The sequence below is a fragment of the Alphaproteobacteria bacterium genome, from assembly GCA_019695395.1.
Classification (GTDB): domain Bacteria; phylum Pseudomonadota; class Alphaproteobacteria; order JAEUKQ01; family JAIBAD01; genus JAIBAD01.
This window is the reverse complement of the sequence record JAIBAD010000009.1, coordinates 32,656-47,071: the sequence shown is the minus strand read 5'-3', so window position 1 is coordinate 47,071 and position 14,416 is coordinate 32,656. Positions and strand designations below refer to the sequence as shown.

Sequence of the window (14,416 nt, the reverse complement as noted above, 5' to 3'; positions counted from 1 at the left end):
AATCTTTATGGTAATGAAGGTGAAGATAAAATTTATGGAGGGGATGGAGATGATTATATTGAAGGTGGTAATAATTTTGATCTAATATTTGGTGGAGCAGGAAATGATCTTATAGTTGGTGGTAAGGGAAATGATTTTTTAGCAGGTGGTGAAGGGAAAGATACTTTTGATGTATCATTGGATAATAATGATGGTTTGGATGATACAGTGCATGGAAATAATGGAACGGAATGGGATTATAATCATGAAGATAACTTTGATGATACCATTGATTTTGGATCATTAGACCTTTCTAATTTTGTGTTTAAAGCTGCGACTCTTTTCAAATCCCCTTATAATTTTACTTGTTACAATAAGACGACACGTGAAAGAGATAGTTATTTTAATATTGAATATGTAAAATCAGATAAAACAGGTATTTTATCTATTAAAGATGTTTTATCACGCTATAGTCTTGTCGCAGATGATGTAGATTCAACGTCATCACTTCTTTCGCAAGCTATGGGTGGATTTGGGGTGGATGGATCTGGTACGGTTGAGGGGTTAGATTCATATGACCAATCCAGCCAATCATATTTAACAGCGGTTGTTGATCCAAGACATACAGTTTAATAGATTAATTTAATTGCTGTGATAAAAGCCATCAGGTTTCTGGTGGCTTTTATTTTAGAAAATTATAGATAAAATGCTTAATATAATAAAGAACCATAAAGCTTTAAGATAAAAATGTACGATTTTTCTTGACAAGGTAATAGAAATCTGTTAAATATTGTCATACTTAAATACGTGTATCCAAAGCCCTTTTGATTTCAAAAGGGCTTTTTTATTTGGGCGAACGGAAAGGAAAAACCATGTTGTGACATAATCTAGAATTGTTGTTTTAAACCCATAATTATTACTAACACATAGTCATGTATCAGATGATTATGTTTTTTTTGTTATTACCTATTTAAAGGAGGATACCCCCATGTCTCAATCACTGTCTCAATCATTTACCTATGATCCAGCTTTAGCTAAAAAAATATGTATCCAAATTGCCCAGGGATATGAATTGGAAAAATTGTGTGAGGATGATCAAACCCTGCCCCCTGCTGATCAAATTATGGTTTGGCTGTTAGAGGAACCGGAATTCTATACTCTTTATATGAAGGCCAGACGTATTCAATCCGATATGATGGTGGATAAGGTGGTACAAATTGTTAAACGTACCCAAAGTTTTTTAGTTGATCACGAGAAATCATTAAGCATCAGCCAGCGATTTACCTATACCCGTATGGTAATCAGCACGATGAAATGGATTGCTTGTAAATTAAACCCTGAAAAATATGGATCAACCAAACGTAATCCTAATATCGATAAATTAAAGCAGATAGAAATTCAGGCGATAAAACGTTCCGTAGCCAAAAATCAAGATCATAATTCTTCAATTGCTTAAAAATTTTATAAAAGTAACATACTTATGTATTGAGAATTGCTATGAATAATTTTTTTACATTTAAAGGAATATTTTATGTCTTTATCATCTAAAAAAGTAGTTTTGTAAGAAATCCAAAAACTGATTTTGGATCAACAACGGCTCGTACAGAAACGGGTACTTATGGCAATGATGTGCTAATCGGCAATCTTGATGAAGAAAATGAGCTTTATGGCGGCAGAGGAAATGATTTATTAATTGGTGGTAATTTAAATGACTATCTTGGTGGTGGTCGCGGTAATGATAATCTATGGGGTGGCAATGGTGATGATGAGTTATGGGGTGATCAAGGTGATGATACATTAGATGGTCAAAATGGCGATGATATGTTGAATGGTGGTGATGGTAGAGACGTTTTGTTTGGTGGTGCTGGTGATGATAAATTGTATGGAAAAAATGATGATGACTTTCTTGATGGTGGTGATGGGAATGACATTTTGTTTGGTGGTGATGTTGGGTATGATGCCGATGATTTTGTTGCGGGTAAAGGTAATGATTATATTTATGGTGGAAATGGTCGTGATAGCTTATATTTTGCTGGTAATGCGGACGATTATTTTCTTGATATTACAACTAAATATCCAGGAAGCTCTGATGAAACATTTACCTTCACAGACTCCGTAGCAGGACGTGATGGTGTAGATAAAGTCGTATCTGTTGAAGATTTCTTCTTTAAAGACCAATGGATTGATAGTGATGATATTCCACGTGAAGGTTTTATTACAATTACAGCCGAACAATTAAAAGAGGCAGTTGCGTCATTTGGTGCCAGTCATGCTTCCTTAAGTGATGTAAAAGATTATTTGAAATCCCAAGGCGAATGGACTTTATCCTTAACGGCCCCATCGAGTTTAGTAAAATAATTCTGAATATATAATCAATAATCGCAAAAAGCCGTATTGAAAATAATGCGGCTTTTTTTATTAAAAAATAAATTGTATAATTAAAATTAATTTATAATTTTTATTCTAATAGAGTCATTTTATGCGATATATTTATTTTATATTATTTCTACCATTTTTTTTAACTTCATGTATGACAACCGAAAAATATGAAGGTAAACTAGACGCCTTTATCGGGCGTCATGTTGATGAATTAGTATATGCATGGGGCCCACCCGATAAATCTTACACTTTTCAAAATGGCACAAGCATTATGGAATATGCTTATGATGATATCGATCAGGTTGGTGATGATACACCTGGATCGCCAAGACAAATTGTCCATTATAAATGTAAAACAAAATTTGAAATTGACCAAAATGGTATTATTCGTACCTGGTCATGGCTGGGTAATGATTGCCAAAGCTATTGATAATTATTGAATAGTTACTATTTATATAAAAATATTTTTGAATAAATAATATTTTATTAAATAAATTCATAAAATTAACCATATATTAGTTTGTATCATCTTATATATGATAATTACCTTATGGATAATTTTTTTAGATTTTTATTATTTTAAAGAATTTTATTTATAACGTTTTTAGTGCCATCTGTTCTTGCATCTGTAAGAAACAAAAAATCTAAAAATCAATTTTATACAACTTCTCTTTCTCCTTTTTTTGATCAATTTGATTGTCTTTATTAACTGAAACGATAGCAGGATTTGGTGGTAATAATGGATCTGATATGTATGAAGGATTAGGTATATATGATCAATTCAACTAACTTCATTTAACAGCTGTGTTTGATTCTAAATTTGTTATCTAATCAAACTAATCATAAATATTTTTAATAAAACTGTTGGATATTTTTCTAGATATTCTGTCAGCTTTATTAACTATTATAAATATTTATTCGATTATTATATTGAGTTTATGAGTTTATTAATTATAGTACAAATTTTATTAATTTAAAATTAAACAATATTTTTTAATTAATTGAGGAAATAATATTATGAAATCACTAAAAGAAAATAACAAAAAGCAATTTAATTTACTACCCTCTAACCATGTTGAATCTGATCATTTAGAATTTGACTTCCCCTTTTATAACCTTGTTGTTAATGGAACATCCGGTAATGATATAATAAGCCGGGATGGTCCTACGGATAATGACCAATATCAAATATATGGATTTGATGGGAATGATATTCTAACCGGCGGGTATAAAGATGATGAAATATATGGGGGGAATGGTAATGATCAATTATGGGGTGGCAATGGATATGATACCCTTGAAGGCAATAATGGTGCAGATAATATATATGGTGACGCTGGTGATGATAAAATTGATGGTGGAGACAATAATGATGTTTTATTTGGGGGTGATGGTAATGATGAAATTAATGGTGGTGCTGGAAATGATATAATAAGTGGGGATTTTAAAAGATCTGGTGCAAGTGATTTTAATGATTCTATTCATGGTGGTACAGGTGATGATCAGATTAATTCTAGTTTGGGTGATGATTTCGTTTGGGGTGATGATGGCATTGATATAATAGATACTGGTGATGGGAATGATACCGTAGATGGCGGTAATGGTACCGATCTTGTAGAAGCTGGATCAGGAAACGATACAGTAACAGGTGGCAATGATAATGCACAAGATTTTTTGTTTGGCGAAGCAGGGAATGATAACCTTTCCGGTGGAGCAGGGGATGATGCATTAGATGGTGGAGATGATGATGATACGCTTGATGGTGGTGCTGGATCTGATCAATTATTTGGCGGTTATGGAGATGATATTGTAAATGGGGGAAATGATGATGATTTTGTATTCGGCCATAGAGGAAGTGATCATGTAAATGGTGGAGATGGAGATGATTTAATCAATTTTACTGATTGGACAAATCCAGAAGATTTTGATTTTGCAAACTTGGATATAGGTGATGGTTCTGATGATGTATTTGATGGTGGGAATGGTGACGATTTGTTTTTCTTTGATAAACGTACAAGATTTGATGATTATACTTTCACCAAAGTCAGTTCTACTGAATTTAAGTCAGTTCATAAAAGAACTGGTGAAACAGACCGTTTCCTTAATATTGAAGGTGTTGTGTTTAGAGGAATTGTTTATTCAGTAGAAACGTTTTTACAAAAACGTGGCGCCTCTTTCGCAGCAGATGATACAGATCCAACATCATTACTCTCCCAAGCGATGGGTGGATTTGGTGCTGGTGTATCAGATGGTACAGTAACCAGTTGGGAAGATTATAAAAGCCAACACAGTCTTTTTACTGTCAGCAATAGTTAAGTATAACTATCTATTCTAAAAAAAGGCCACATGGTAACCATGTGGCCTTTTGTTCTTGTGATTAGTTAAATTATTTTTTCGTGATACGGCCTTCAACCTTAGGCTCAACACCTTTAGATTTTTTGCTAATTTCTTGGATATAGGCAGCTAAAGCATCTTCTTGGTTGATGCCATTATCATAGGGATTAATGGCTTTTTCTTTTAACATAGAGTAACCATCACCACCCATACGCATAAAATCATTAGCTGCAATTTGATAAACCTGATCTGCTTGAAGAGGTACATATTGATTATGATCATCACGAACCTGTACATCCACAATTCTGCTGCCCACAGGTTTGCTTACATCCCATGTATAGCGAAGACCAGAAACCTGTAAAAAGCGTCCTGTACCCTCATTGCCATGATTTTCAGCTTTGCTGACACCATTTTCAAGCGCCAGTTGCAAATCACTGCCCTTTAACCCAAAAACAGAAATATTATTTGAAAAGGGAAGAACCTCTAACACCTGACCATAATTAACTGGACCTTTTGGTATACTGGTGCGAATACCCCCACCATTTTGTAGGGCAATTTGGGTTTTATATTTTTTCGTGGCGGATAATAAAGCATCGGCCATTAAATTGCCCAAATTACATTCTTCAAATCTGCAAATGTCACGGTCTCCAACCAAATCAACGGTGGCTACACCTACCTTCTTTTTCCGGAATTCTTCTAAGGGTTTGGCAAGTTTGTTCACCATATCCTGAATTTTTTGATCTTGGGCAACAGCATTATCCAAAAGGATAGGATCACCTTTCCAGCTGACTGGTACGCCGTTTGGGTTAAAGGTTACATCTAAATCCCCTAAATAAATACCGGCATAATAATCTTGTACAATTAAGGCTGGATCACCCGATGGTCTTTTTACCACAACAGGATATGAAGCTTCTGCGGCTTTATTATTATTGTGGAGCAATGTGTGACTGTGGCCACCAACATAAATATCAACGCCTTCGACACTTTCGGCCAGTTTCATATCTTCGACCAAACCTATATGGGTTAAGGCAATAATTTTATTAATGCCTTGGGATTCTAAATTTTTAACCTCTCGTTCAAGGGAAGTTTTTAAATTTTCGAACACTATTTTTTTACCTGGGTTGGATAAAATAGGGGTAGCTTCGGTTGTTAACCCTACAATGCCAATTTTTTGACCATGGGACGTAATAACCAAAGATTTAGTTAAATATTTTTTTAAATTTGGCTCTTTATCGGCATTAATATTGCTGGATACAAATTTTACATCTTTACTGTCTTTTAAAAATTTGGCGAGTTCTGGAACTCCGTCATCAAATTCATGATTACCAATGGTTACAGCATCATATTTAACAGCATTAAGAAAAGGGGATAAAGATTTGCTTTTATACTTTGTGTAAAATAAACTTCCTTGAAAGAAATCACCCCCATTCAAAACCAAAACAGCTTGATCTGGTTTTTCGTCTTTAATTTTATTGATGGCTGTCATCATGCGGGCAAACCCACCAAAGCATTTTTTTGCCTCGGCATCTTTTGGTGTGCATGCAGAACCCGTCATTGTAACTTGATCAACGCGACCATGAACATCGTTATTGTGTAAAATGGTTAGATTAAAATCAGATCCGTTGGGTGAAGTTTGAGCCAACGCTATAGAAGAAGATAAAAAAAGGATACTGATTAAGGAAAGTTTATGAAACATAAAATACCCCATAAGGCTAAATATTGATGGAAATCTAGAGATATTAGGATTAGATAAGTGATGAAACGGTATCTACCATATCGTTTGAGAGAACGCAATAAACAAAAGCTTTTTTGGCTTTTTGAAGGGAATAAAACCTAAAAACCAGAGACAATATTAATTCATATCGTAATTAATTCATATCGTATTTTCTCCATAATCTTATGAAACGTCTGGGACTTGGGACCCAAGCAGGTAACATTTTAACATTATGGATTATTTTGGGAATAGATAATACTTCTTGAATGCGTCGTTCTAAAAAAACCCAACTTTCATGCTGACCTTGGGATTGATCATTAAGCCAATAGAATAAAGTACTGATATAAACAAGACCAAGCAACCCACGCTTTGTGTAAAAATTATAATCGGTTGATTTATCTTTTAACGCGTACCATATTTTGTTGGTTGTATGGTAAACGCAACGCATCGATGCCATAAGATTTTGTGGCTGCATCATAATAAAAACAGCACGACGAATAGATTCTTGATATTGGATGTTTTGCTGTAATCTAATTTTAATGGCAAGGGCCACTTTATTTCTAATTGACATGGTTGATAGATCATGGGTTATGAATTCGTCAATCATTCTGATATCAGCTTGATGGCTAAAAAAAATGATCATATTTTTATCAATTGGATCATCAAATAATCTTAAAGCTTTTGGGTCATCTATATGAAGATCTTTGGCAGCGTGCTTAAGTGATTGCTGTGTCCATCCTTGAAAAGGAACATAACGTAAAGCTTTATAAAGAAGATCTTTTTTTAAATTATCATCATTCATCAACTTCTTCACCTGAATCAAGATATTGTGTCATTTCTTCTCTGAACCCCAAGAGGGTTAAATCCGTCATACGCATAGGATAGAGTATACCATCCAAATGATCATATTCATGCTGAAAAACACGCGCATGATAATCTTTAGCCTCTTGTTCTATCCATTCACCTTTGGGTGTTTGACCCCGATATTTAATATGGGTATATCGGGGAACTTTGCCCATAAAACCTGGGACCGAAAGACATCCTTCCCAACCAAGCTCTTTTTCTTCGGATAAAGGTGTAAATTCTGGATTAATTAAAATAGTAAGTGGCACATCAGTATTATTGTCCATTCTTTCTTTGGGAACCATAAACATCATTAATCTTAAAGAGCAATAAACCTGGGGAGCCGCTAGACCAATTCCCCGAGAATCAGCCAAAGTTTCAAGCATATCATGAATAAGTCGCGTTATTTCTGGCGCAGAAATATTATCGATTGGTTTCGCTTTTTCCTTTAAAATTGGGTGTCCCATACGTGCGATTTTTAAAATAGCCATAATTTATATTCCATTTTAATTTTTATGCTAAACACTACTTCACAAAAGATTTATTATGTGTTAAACCTTTCCAGGGTTTTAGCTATTAAATTCATTTATTAACTAGTGTAGCTCTTATTTAATGAAAGAGCTAATTTCTTTTTTAGGGTAATATTAAGGAGAAAAATTAAGTGGAAGTTCAAGTTCGTGATAATAATATTGACCAAGCCTTACGAGCATTAAAGAAAAAAATGCAAAGAGAAGGCGTTTTTCGCGAAATGAAATTGCGCCGAAATTATGAAAAACCATCAGAGCGTAAAGTACGCGAACGTTCTGAAGCTGCACGTCGTCATCGCAAATTATTACGTAAAAGATTTGAACGCGAAGGTTATTAGATGGTAAGGGGTATTATTTAACCCTTAATCTAAAATTAAAATTAGCTAGTTTTATTTAAAAGTATATAGTTTTCCGTGTTTTCTAATGCGCTTTTGGCAAGCGTTTTGCGCATTGTTGCATCATCTGTGCGGAAAACACTTACATATGCTATTCCATCTGTTCCAGTAAAAATAGATGAAACTTCCCAAACAACTAACGGCACATCACGTCTGCGGTATTTTTGACCAATAGCTATTTCATTAGCATTTCTGCGATTGCGCCATAAGAAGTTAAACATTAGTACAAATAAAAGTTAGAGGTTAATAATTAATAATATGGTAATTTATTCTTTTATTCTTTTTATATTTATTGTATGAGTTAAGTCAAATTGTATATATAAAACATAATTTATGTATCTATATAATTTATCTGTCAATAATCTATCATTATAAATACCAAAAATGGAAGATGTTTTTTCTAGCGCGCAAGCTGTTGTCGATAATTTAAAACCAACAAATCCCGTATATTGTTTGCGTCCACATATTTTGCATCAATCGGCCCAAAAGTTTCTGGATCATTTTCCTGGGCGTATTCTTTATGCGGTTAAATGTAATCCCCATTTACGGGTATTAAAGGAACTTTATCATGCAGGTATCCATCATTTTGATACTGCATCTATTGCTGAAATTGCTTTGGTTAAAGATCATTTGGCACGAGCTGAGGCATATTTTATGCATCCTGTTAAGGGACGTGATGTTATTAAAGAGGCTGCCCAACATTATCAAATTACAACTTATGTGATTGATCATGAGGATGAATTAAATAAAGTTATTGAAGAATATGGAGATGTTAAAACATTAAATATTCTTGTGCGTTTTAAAACGCCCCCGGTTAAAGGAATGATTTTATATCTTTCTGGGAAATTTGGTGCAGACAAAGAAGAAGCAGGTAGGCTTTTAAAACTTGCCTATGATAAAGGTTGTAATGTGGGATTAAAATTTCACGTGGGATCACAATGTGTGCATTTGGATGCCTATGCAAAAGCCTTGGAAATGGTGGGGGATATCCTTGATACTACAAAGATACCAATTAAATTTCTTGATGTTGGGGGTGGTTTTGGGGCGACCTATTTAAACCAAAAAGCCCCCACAATTGAAGAATTTTTAAATGTTATCAAAGCAGGTCTTGCTAAACTTCCCTTATCCAAAGATTGTATTTTAATGTGTGAACCAGGTCGAGTTATGGTTAATGATGCGATGTCGCTAATTGTACAGGTCCAATTACGTAAGGATGATTTGCTTTATATAAATGATGGAATTTATGGGGCATTACCAGAAATGGGATTAGCAGATGTACAGTGGCCAGCAAAATTGCTGCGTCCCAATAATCAATATTCAGAAAATTTAAAACCCTTTACTTTATATGGTCCAACATGCGATTCAGCTGATGTGCTTAAATATCCTTTCGAATTGCCTGAAGATATTAAAGAGGGTGATTGGATCGAAATCGATAAGGTTGGTGCATATTCTTTGGCTATGGCGACCCATTTTAATGGATTATATTCAGATAAATTGGTTATTATTGACTCAAAAAAGAATTAAGGTTTAAATCTTTTCTTTTAACCATTGAGCAATCGATAAAGCAGCATAGGTAAAAATCCCATCGGCGCCAGCTCTTTTAAAAGCCATCATTGATTCAAGCATTGTTGATTTTTCATCTAACCAACCTTTTTCATGGGCGGCTTTGATCATAGCATATTCACCACTAACTTGATACACAAAGGTTGGTATATGAAATGTACTTTTAACCCTGGATACAATATCTAAATAGGGCATACCTGGTTTAATTAAAACCATATCGGCGCCTTCATTAATATCAAGATTAATCTCACGTAATGCTTCATGACTATTTGCAGGATCCATTTGATATGTACGTTTATCTGCTTTGCCTAAGGCTGATTTAGATCCTAATGCATCACGAAAGGGGCCATAAAAATTGGACGCATATTTTGCTCCATATGACATAATGAGACAGTTTTCATAACCTGCTTCATCTAAAATTTTTCTTATATATCCAACCCTGCCATCCATCATATCAGAAGGGGCAACAATATCTGCCCCTGCTTCAGCTTGATAAAGAGCTTGTTTTCCTAGAATTTCTAATGTTTCATCATTTAAAATAATATTATTTTCTAATAATCCATCATGCCCATGACTGGTATAGGGATCAAGGGCAACATCGCATATCACCCCCATTTCTGGTATAGTTTTTTTTAAAATTTTAATTGCACGATTACACAAATTATTGGGATTTAAGGCTTCTTTCCCATGATGATCTTTCTTATCAGTTTCAATAACAGGAAAAAGAGCTAAAGCTAAAATGCCAAGGTTAGCTGCTTTTGTCGCTTCTTCAACCAAAGCATCAAGGGATAGTCTGTAAATACCAGGCATAGATTCTATAGGTACGTGTTTTGTAGATCCATCATGAATAAAAACTGGCCAAATAAGGTCATGAATAGTTAAATTATTTTCTGCAACCAATTTTCTTATCCATGATTGTGATCGATTTCGTCTTAATCGTGTTTGGGGATATGATGGTTGGTTGTTAAAATTCATAGTGTTTATAAATTTGTTTTTCATGACTTTATACTTTTACTTATAAGAGAATTCTGCAAAAATAGATTTCAATTGATGATTTTATTTATAGAACAATTACTATAGTTTATGAAGAGTAGCATTAAAAATCTTTACCCAGACTTTTTACCAGGCTCCGTATGGTTGGTGGGGGCAGGTCCAGGGGACCCAGGTTTGCTTACAATGCTTGCATGGTATGCATTAAAAGAAGCAGATGTTATCATTTATGATGCTCTGGTAAGTACAGAAATATTAGCCTTAATTGATTCTCATAAAACTATTGAATTTGCCGGTAAAAGGGGTGGAAAACCATCAATTAAACAACCTGATATTACGTTACGTCTTATAGAATTGGCTAAAGAGCGAAAAAAGGTATTACGTCTTAAAGGTGGTGATCCTTTAATCTTTGGACGTGGTGTCGAAGAAGCGCTTAGTCTAGTTGCAGCTTCAATACCTTTTCGTTTTATTCCAGGAATTAGTGCAGGGGTTGGCGGGCTATCCTATGCCGGAATTCCACTAACATGCCGGGATACAAATTCATCGATTATTTTGATTACAGGTCATGATTTAACCGGGCAAATTCCTCAATCAATTGATTGGCAATTATTGGGTAAAACAACATCACCTCTAATATTCTATATGGCTTTAAAACATCTTGATATTATTATAAATAATTTACTTAACCATGGACGTAATTTTAATGAGCCTGTTGCAATTGTCAGCTGTGCTACATTAAATAATCAACTGGTTTTTGAAAGTACACTTGGGCATATGATTCAGCATATATCAACGGAGACCATTGATCCACCGGCACTTTTTGTGGTGGGTGATATTGTTAAATTACGGGCTGGACTTGATTGGTTAGGTGCCCAAAATGGACGGAAATTAATAAGTGACCCTTTGAATAAACAAGAAAATACTGGACATGGATAATTCTTGCCCTATAGCCCCAGGTTTTATTGTTGCTGCCCCATCATCAGGATCTGGCAAAACAACAATTACCATGATTTTGATCCAAGGATTAAAAGAAAAAGGGTTATCACTTGGCACATTTAAGGTTGGACCTGATTATATCGATCCAGAATTTCATAAACAAATTATTGGACATGATTGTTATAATCTTGATTTATGGGCTATGACCAAACATCAAATAGATAAAATTTTATATAATTTATCTTGTGAGAATGATTTAATTATAGGCGAAGGTGTCATGGGTTTATTTGATAATATGTCAATTACCCAAAATTCAACCGCCGATGTTTCTTTGTATACGGGATTGCCCATTTTACTGGTGATTGATGGCAAGGGTATGGGGCAATCCATAGCAGCTTTAATCCAGGGGTTTTTAACTTATAAAAAAGATCTTAAAATTTTAGGTGTTATTATCAATAATGCAAAAAGCGATAAACATATTACAATAATAAAACAAGCAATTGACCCATTAAATATACCTATTGTTGGATTTATTCCGTATGATGAAGGAATAAAAATTCCATCGCGCCATTTAGGATTACATTATGATAAGAAAATTGATGAAGATTTCTTAGAAACTTTATCAAAACTTGGACAAAACTATATTGATTTTAATCTTTTGCAGCAATTGATTAGTAATAATAGTCAAACAAAAAAGGTGCAAAAAAAATCAAATGTATTTTTTAATCCGTGGGGGCAAAGTGTGGCGCTAGCTTATGATCAGGCTTTTTCATTTGTTTACCCATCGATGATACATATGTGGCAAGACAAAGGAATAGAAATTAAAAAATTTTCACCCCTTAACAATGAGCCACCTCCTAATGCGGATACGATTTATTTGCCAGGCGGATATCCAGAATTATATTTAAAAGAATTAAGCAATAATTATACCTTTTCAGAAGGTTTAAGAAAAGCTGCCTATAAGGGATTAAAAATATATGGGGAATGTGGTGGTTACATGGTAATGGGACGAGCTATTATTGACCAGCATAATAATCATTATTCTATGACAGGGTTATTTGATAATGAATTTTCCTTTGTTGAACATAAATTACATTTGGGATATCGCACGGTTGAAATCTGTACAGATACAATTTTTGGTAAAAAGGGAACAAGATTTCGTGGTCATGAATTTCATTATGCAAATTATGTAACTTATCCTCAATCTAATTTTTTATTTCAATCCTATGATAGTTATAACAAAGATTTAGGTCTTTATGGACAATGTAGGGGCAATATTTTGGGTTCATTTATTCATATTATTGATAGGATAGATGATTAATTTTGGTTTATAATCAATAGTGCGTTTTATAAATTATTTTCAATATAATTTTTATATAAAGTTTTTAATTTTTGACTATAAAAATTATTGTTTAGTAATTTTGTATCTAATTGGGTTATTGGTTGAATTTCTATAACACTGTTCGTCATAAATATTTCGTCAGCTTCAATTAATTGTTGATAGGATAAACTTTGTTCATACAAGGGCCATTTTTGATCTTGAATTAACTCTATGATGGTATTTCTAGTAATGCCGTTTAATATACCATCTGATGAAGATGGGGTATAAATTGAATGATTATGCACAATAAAAATATTACCTTTTGTACTGCAAACAGGTTGATCATAAATATTTAAAAATAGGGCATCATCAAACCCTTTTTCTTGGGCCTGGATTAAAGCTATAACATTATCCATATAAGAAAGTGTTTTCATGTTGGCTATCGGTGATGTTGGATTGCGTTTAATTGAACTAATTGTACATTTATATGATGCCATTTTTATTTCTTGATAGGGATGGCAGGTAATAATTAATACTGGCTCTTGGCATTGTTGAATTGAAAGACCACGTTGACTAGCACCTCTCGTTAAAGTGATACGAATAATGGCATCCTTAAAATTATTTAGATCTATAAGTTTATTGATCGTGGTATCAAAATTAATTTTAGGAAAGGGTATTGATAAAATTTTTGCTGATTTTTCTAGACGTTCTAAATGATTAACCAAAAGAAATGGTTTTTGATTATAAACACGTAAGGTTTCAAAAATGCCATCAGCTAATAATAATCCTCGGTTATTGATATGAATAAAAGATGTTTCAATTGGTTCAAAAGTATTATTAATAAAACTATATATTGTCATAATAATTTAGTTTTTTAAAAAATTATTTAAAATTTGGTATCCATATTCTGTTAATAAAGCTTCTGGATGAAATTGAACACCAACTAATGAATCTTTGTTGTGAGCAATAGCCATAATTTCTTTATCTTCCGTTTCTGCAGTAATAGTAAAGCATGCTGGTAACGTGTTTGGATCAATAACTAGAGAATGATAACGTGTTACTAAAATATTATTAGGGACATTTTTGAATAACCCTGTTTGTGTATGTGTAATGATGGACGTTTTTCCATGTTGGGGTTTGATTGATTGTATAATTGAGGCTCCATAAATGTATGCCATGCATTGATGACCAAGGCACACGCCTAATATGGGAATAATATTGGTATATTTTTTTATCATCTGTAACGAAATTTTTGCATCTTGGGGATGGCCAGGACCAGGTGAAATAATAAGATGTGTTGGGTTAATTATATCAATATTTTCATCAACCTCATCACATCGTTTAACTGTCACAAATGATCCAAGTTCGCGTACATAACGCGCAAGATTATGTGTAAAAGAATCATAATTATCAATTAACAAAACATGCATGATAA

The 14,416-nt window shown here is 33.6% G+C and carries 16 protein-coding genes; 9 read left to right on the top strand and 7 right to left on the bottom strand.

The features are described 5' to 3' along the window. The 5 genes from K1X44_02755 to K1X44_02735 all read left to right on the top strand — a co-directional run. On the top strand, positions 1 to 612 hold a 612-nt coding region (locus K1X44_02755; protein MBX7146211.1), incomplete at its 5' end, for a hypothetical protein. Positions 613 to 967: 355 nt separating this feature from the next. After that, complete coding sequence (locus K1X44_02750) at positions 968 to 1,435, top strand: hypothetical protein (GenBank protein MBX7146210.1); 468 nt, start codon at positions 968 to 970, stop codon at positions 1,433 to 1,435. A gap of 173 nt (positions 1,436 to 1,608) precedes the next feature. Continuing rightward, positions 1,609 to 2,337 (top strand): hypothetical protein, encoded by a 729-nt coding sequence (locus tag K1X44_02745; GenBank protein ID MBX7146209.1) that lies wholly within the window; start codon positions 1,609 to 1,611, stop codon positions 2,335 to 2,337. A gap of 172 nt (positions 2,338 to 2,509) precedes the next feature. Then, entirely contained in the window at positions 2,510 to 2,788 is a 279-nt protein-coding gene (locus tag K1X44_02740; protein ID MBX7146208.1) for a hypothetical protein, read from the top strand. Positions 2,789 to 3,375: 587 nt separating this feature from the next. After that, on the top strand, positions 3,376 to 4,674 hold the full coding sequence (locus K1X44_02735; GenBank protein MBX7146207.1) for a hypothetical protein: 1,299 nt from the start codon (positions 3,376 to 3,378) through the stop codon (positions 4,672 to 4,674). A 70-nt stretch (positions 4,675 to 4,744) separates the two neighbouring features. Here K1X44_02735 and K1X44_02730 read toward each other — a convergent pair whose 3' ends face one another. From K1X44_02730 to def, 3 genes are all read right to left on the bottom strand, one after another. Next, a complete protein-coding gene (locus K1X44_02730; protein MBX7146206.1) occupies positions 4,745 to 6,388 on the bottom strand; it encodes a 5'-nucleotidase/apyrase family protein in 1,644 nt (547 codons plus the stop codon). 172 nt (positions 6,389 to 6,560) lie between these two features. Then, positions 6,561 to 7,208: a COQ9 family protein gene (locus K1X44_02725; GenBank protein ID MBX7146205.1), complete on the bottom strand. Its 648-nt coding sequence runs from the start codon at positions 7,206 to 7,208 to the stop codon at positions 6,561 to 6,563. Beyond that, positions 7,201 to 7,740 (bottom strand): peptide deformylase, encoded by a 540-nt coding sequence (gene def, locus K1X44_02720; protein ID MBX7146204.1) that lies wholly within the window; start codon positions 7,738 to 7,740, stop codon positions 7,201 to 7,203. Before def ends, K1X44_02725 begins: the two co-directional genes overlap by 8 nt. Positions 7,741 to 7,910: 170 nt before the next feature. Here def and rpsU point away from each other — a divergent pair, with 170 nt between their 5' ends. Next, on the top strand, positions 7,911 to 8,114 hold the full coding sequence (rpsU, locus tag K1X44_02715) for a 30S ribosomal protein S21 (GenBank protein ID MBX7146203.1): 204 nt from the start codon (positions 7,911 to 7,913) through the stop codon (positions 8,112 to 8,114). 41 nt (positions 8,115 to 8,155) lie between these two features. Here the strand turns inward: rpsU and K1X44_02710 are convergent, their stop codons facing one another. Continuing rightward, positions 8,156 to 8,392, bottom strand: a complete 237-nt coding sequence (locus K1X44_02710; GenBank protein ID MBX7146202.1) for a hypothetical protein — start codon at positions 8,390 to 8,392, stop codon at positions 8,156 to 8,158. 163 nt (positions 8,393 to 8,555) lie between these two features. Here K1X44_02710 and K1X44_02705 point away from each other — a divergent pair, with 163 nt between their 5' ends. Beyond that, positions 8,556 to 9,695: a type III PLP-dependent enzyme gene (locus K1X44_02705; protein ID MBX7146201.1), complete on the top strand. Its 1,140-nt coding sequence runs from the start codon at positions 8,556 to 8,558 to the stop codon at positions 9,693 to 9,695. Positions 9,696 to 9,698: 3 nt separating this feature from the next. On the opposite strand, the gene hemB is transcribed toward K1X44_02705, so the two are convergent. Next, entirely contained in the window at positions 9,699 to 10,709 is a 1,011-nt protein-coding gene (gene hemB / locus K1X44_02700; protein ID MBX7146200.1) for a porphobilinogen synthase, read from the bottom strand. Between the two features lie 108 nt (positions 10,710 to 10,817). Here hemB and cobA point away from each other — a divergent pair, with 108 nt between their 5' ends. Both cobA and K1X44_02690 read left to right on the top strand, forming a co-directional pair. Then, a complete protein-coding gene (cobA, locus tag K1X44_02695; protein ID MBX7146199.1) occupies positions 10,818 to 11,660 on the top strand; it encodes a uroporphyrinogen-III C-methyltransferase in 843 nt (280 codons plus the stop codon). Further along, positions 11,653 to 12,981 (top strand): cobyrinate a,c-diamide synthase, encoded by a 1,329-nt coding sequence (locus K1X44_02690; GenBank protein ID MBX7146198.1) that lies wholly within the window; start codon positions 11,653 to 11,655, stop codon positions 12,979 to 12,981. The genes cobA and K1X44_02690 overlap by 8 nt, the downstream gene beginning before the upstream one ends. A gap of 26 nt (positions 12,982 to 13,007) precedes the next feature. Here the strand turns inward: K1X44_02690 and K1X44_02685 are convergent, their stop codons facing one another. Together K1X44_02685 and K1X44_02680 are read right to left on the bottom strand one after the other, a co-directional pair. After that, a complete protein-coding gene (locus K1X44_02685) occupies positions 13,008 to 13,841 on the bottom strand; it encodes an aminotransferase class IV (protein MBX7146197.1) in 834 nt (277 codons plus the stop codon). A 6-nt stretch (positions 13,842 to 13,847) separates the two neighbouring features. After that, positions 13,848 to 14,411: an aminodeoxychorismate/anthranilate synthase component II gene (locus tag K1X44_02680; GenBank protein MBX7146196.1), complete on the bottom strand. Its 564-nt coding sequence runs from the start codon at positions 14,409 to 14,411 to the stop codon at positions 13,848 to 13,850. Between the last annotated feature and the right edge of the window lie 5 nt (positions 14,412 to 14,416).